The following is a 3,558-nucleotide window of genomic DNA, read 5'->3' as shown; positions in this document are numbered from 1 at the left end:
GCATGTTTTACGGGCTGAAAGATTCAAGAACTTAGACCGACAATACGGATTTGCTGAGTCTACTAGGGACGAATTGCGAAAGGGACAAAGAACTAGAGCCTAAGAATCTTAAGCCTTTGAATTTCAAGTAAACATAACGCCCTGTTAAGGTGTGAGCAACGCAATACCGCTGCCGCCGCATACCGCCTTAAACACCAAACGCAACGCATGTAAAAATGCCACGCGTTGCGAATCACTCTTAAACAGTTTGTTAGAATTACGTCTCAGTGCGGGTCTATCTATTTCGTACACCATCACCAAATTCAGTAAAGTCGCTGATTTGACTTAACTTAAATCTATGTTCAAGAACAAAGGTTGACCACTTCTCTTTAAATATTGGGTCATCATCGTCAAGCTCGTTAATATTTTCTTTAGTAAGCATCTTTTTTGTTAGGTAGTTAATACTAGTAACCACCTCCACTCTCGGACCTCGATTGTCGCTTGCGTCATAACCGATTAATTCAAGATCTGAATCTTGGTAACGGAAGTTGTAACTCCAGTAACCATATCGACCATGTAAAAAATCAATATATAAGTTTCCTTTTGTTATACTCATTAAGATATCTGGAACCATGTATACACCTCCATCTTCATCATCAGAAAAGAAGCAATTGTCATTTTCAACAACGACGTCGTAGTTGTCGTTACCTCTTAAAGCAACAATAACTCCTCTTCGGTTGAGATCTAACCGACCACGGAGCTCATCAGTGACAATTTTGTTTTGATCTGTACCTTGTATCATCAAAACAATATCGTCTCGACTATCTCCATTTAGGTCACCATGAATAGCCTCAATTATGGTATGACCATTAGGAACGATTTCCCGATAGGAGCTATCAAAGTCGATTTTTTCTTGTGCTAAAACGTTTGCTCCAAATAGCAAAGTTGATAATAAAAGTAACTCTTTCATTTCTCACTCTATGATTTTTCAGTAGTAAGTTCTAACGCCTTGCTAAGGTGTGAGCAACGCAATACCTTAGCCTCCGCATAATACCTTAAACACATAAACCGACGCATAGTAAAAATGCCACGCGTTGCGAATCACTCTTAAGCAACTTGTTATACCGCTTTATTGAAGCTAAAATGACCAATGTAAAGACCACTTAAGAGACCGATTATATGACCACTAGAATTTTGGCCGATGTTGCTGCAAGCATTACTGAGTTGAAAGCTAATCCTATGAAAGTTGCAACTAGTGCTTACGGCGAACCTGTTGCTGTATTAAACCGAAATGAGCCAGCATTTTATTGCGTACCTGCCGAAGCGTACGAAATGATGATGGACAGACTCGAAGATCTTGAACTACTCGCTATCGCTAAAGAGCGTGAATCTGAAGAGAGCATTTCGGTAAATATTGATGACCTATAAACTCGACTTTAAAAAGAGCGCACTCAAAGAGTGGAAAAAGCTTGGCTCTACTCTGCAACAACAATTTAAGAAAAAGCTGATAGAACGCTTAGATAACCCACATGTTCCGGCTTCAAAGCTTTCTGGAGCTGACAACATGTATAAAATTAAGTTGCGTCAATCTGGCTACCGTCTCGTCTACAAAGTTGAAGACGATGTCATCATTGTAACCGTCTTAGCAGTCGGAAAACGCGAACGTAGCGATGTTTACCGTAAAGCCATGAAAAGGTTAGATGATTGATTGCGGTATAACGCCCTGTTAAGGTGTGAGCAACGCAATACCGAAGCTCCCGCATGCCACCTTAAACACAAAACGCAACGCATAGCAAAAGTGCCAAGCGTTGCGAATCACTCTTAAACAGATTGTTATATGCGTTGCTTTAACGCTTTTCTGTATCGTCGGAATTTCCTTAACAGATGCTCAGGATCCTCGTCGCTTTTTCGAGTTGCTAAATATTCAGACGCTACTTCGTACTGTGATTTTTTATCTGTTGCATCGTTTAATGACAAAAATAACTGAAGCATATGAACATCTGATTCTTTATGACTTCTTGATGAAAAATTACCTTTACCTTTTTGTGGCTTACCAAAAAAAGCTTCTTCTAAGTCTATTTCACCTTTCATTGCCATGTACTTTTCATAAGTTTCTGAAATACTTATCAGGACTTCAGGCGGAGGATACATACCAAACTGTAAACAATGACTAAGTTTTTTGAATGGATTACATATTGGATACTCTCTGTCACTATCAACATCTAAGTTATTGTAAATACTGTCTCGGAGGAGACCCCATGCCTCTTCAAGTTCAGCCTTTGTGTCCATGAACTCACCTAAAATAACAAGTAACTCAACCCAAACACTATAAGTCCTGAAATCACGTTGAGTAAAACGATTCCGACAGGCTTTTCATACCAATACTTGCTGTTGTTCCACATATTCGCCTCTAAACTTTGCCAGTGTGTGCGAATATTATCTACATCGTAACGCAACAAGTTAAGGACACCTAAAAAGGAAAGTTGTCCGAAGCATATAACGCCGCGTTAAGTAGTGAGCAACGCTAAACCACCTAACCTAAATCTTTATACCGTAAACACTTAACCCAACTTAGAATGCAAAACGCCAAGCGTTGGGAATCTGCCTTAAACGCATTGTTATACGCTAGCCGAAGATGCGCACCTTAGCTTCTAATATTTTATTCGCAACTTTCAAATCATGCTGTGGGTATGCAGACAAACCTATACTTTGTTCAATTGTAGAAGAAAGATATAAAGCTATTCTCGATGCATCCTTTCCTTCTAGCACCAATCGAAATATATGAGGTACATAACTGTCGTATTCGTCGTTCCACTTATTTTCACCATCGTTAACACCGATTGGATCCCAGTCATTCCATAATATGGATGCTATTTCTTTAAACAGTTTTCTTTCTTTAGCTTCCACAATAATATTCCATGTTCCCGTATTGCGTATAACGCCCTGTTAAGGGGTGAGCAACGCAATACCAAAGCCGCCGCATACCACCTTAAACACTAAAACCAACGCATAGTGAAAATGCCACGCGTTGCGAATCCCTCTTGAACAGTTTGTTATGTGCGTTGCTCAAATTCATACTCTGTAAGACTCCATTGCTTTGGACTTGACCAACTGATTTCTTTGAATGATGTTCTTAGGTCACCGCTCAATAAAAGTTGCTTCATAAAATGGCTAGGTGAAATATAAGCTTTATCATCGTAAGCAAACACAAAACCCTGCTTATTGAGCTCAAGCATCATCTGTTTGGTTTCCTTTGATTGAATCCCACCATTGAGATCAAGCTCATCAATACGACCGCCTGTATCACCATCTCGACTGCTATTGCTTAACTTTATTGAGGTATTATCTATGGCAACAACGTGCGCCGGAGGGACTTCTCCTGACTGACCAAACTCAACTTTGTAAGGAGGCTGTTTTATCATTTGATCTCCAAGCACATAACGCCTTGTTAAGGTGTGAGGCACGCAATACCGAAGCCTCCGCATAGCACCTTAACCACTAAAACTAACGCATGGTAAAAATGCCACGCGTGCCGAATCACTCTTGAACAATTTGTTATGCCTAAATTGTTTGCAGCTC

General features: G+C 40.0%; 6 protein-coding genes. 2 read left to right on the top strand and 4 right to left on the bottom strand.

The genetic code is table 11. From position 1 onward, the window contains the following. Positions 1–274: 274 nt before the first annotated feature. On the bottom strand, positions 275–949 hold the full coding sequence (locus ACTS60_RS00080) for a hypothetical protein (protein ID WP_440886714.1): 675 nt from the start codon (positions 947–949) through the stop codon (positions 275–277). Between the two features lie 209 nt (positions 950–1,158). On the opposite strand from ACTS60_RS00080, the gene ACTS60_RS00075 reads away from it, so the two are divergent. Together ACTS60_RS00075 and ACTS60_RS00070 are read left to right on the top strand one after the other, a co-directional pair. Further along, positions 1,159–1,407, top strand: coding sequence for a type II toxin-antitoxin system Phd/YefM family antitoxin (locus tag ACTS60_RS00075; protein ID WP_005377003.1), 249 nt, complete (start codon positions 1,159–1,161; stop codon positions 1,405–1,407). Further along, entirely contained in the window at positions 1,397–1,687 is a 291-nt protein-coding gene (locus ACTS60_RS00070; protein WP_005377002.1) for a type II toxin-antitoxin system RelE family toxin, read from the top strand. The genes ACTS60_RS00075 and ACTS60_RS00070 overlap by 11 nt, the downstream gene beginning before the upstream one ends. A 125-nt stretch (positions 1,688–1,812) precedes the next feature. Here ACTS60_RS00070 and ACTS60_RS00065 read toward each other — a convergent pair whose 3' ends face one another. From ACTS60_RS00065 to ACTS60_RS00055, 3 genes are all read right to left on the bottom strand, one after another. Next, positions 1,813–2,268, bottom strand: a complete 456-nt coding sequence (locus ACTS60_RS00065) for a hypothetical protein (protein WP_440886713.1) — start codon at positions 2,266–2,268, stop codon at positions 1,813–1,815. A gap of 336 nt (positions 2,269–2,604) precedes the next feature. Continuing rightward, positions 2,605–2,886: a hypothetical protein gene (locus ACTS60_RS00060; protein WP_440886712.1), complete on the bottom strand. Its 282-nt coding sequence runs from the start codon at positions 2,884–2,886 to the stop codon at positions 2,605–2,607. A gap of 146 nt (positions 2,887–3,032) precedes the next feature. Further along, the gene (locus ACTS60_RS00055) at positions 3,033–3,401 is read right to left on the bottom strand and encodes a hypothetical protein (protein WP_399424957.1); all 369 of its coding nucleotides are present in this window, start codon (positions 3,399–3,401) and stop codon (positions 3,033–3,035) included. Positions 3,402–3,558 lie beyond the last annotated feature (157 nt).

The organism is Vibrio sp. WZ-1 (assembly GCF_052037695.1).
Taxonomy (GTDB): domain Bacteria; phylum Pseudomonadota; class Gammaproteobacteria; order Enterobacterales; family Vibrionaceae; genus Vibrio.
This window is presented reverse-complemented; position numbering and strand designations above follow the sequence as displayed.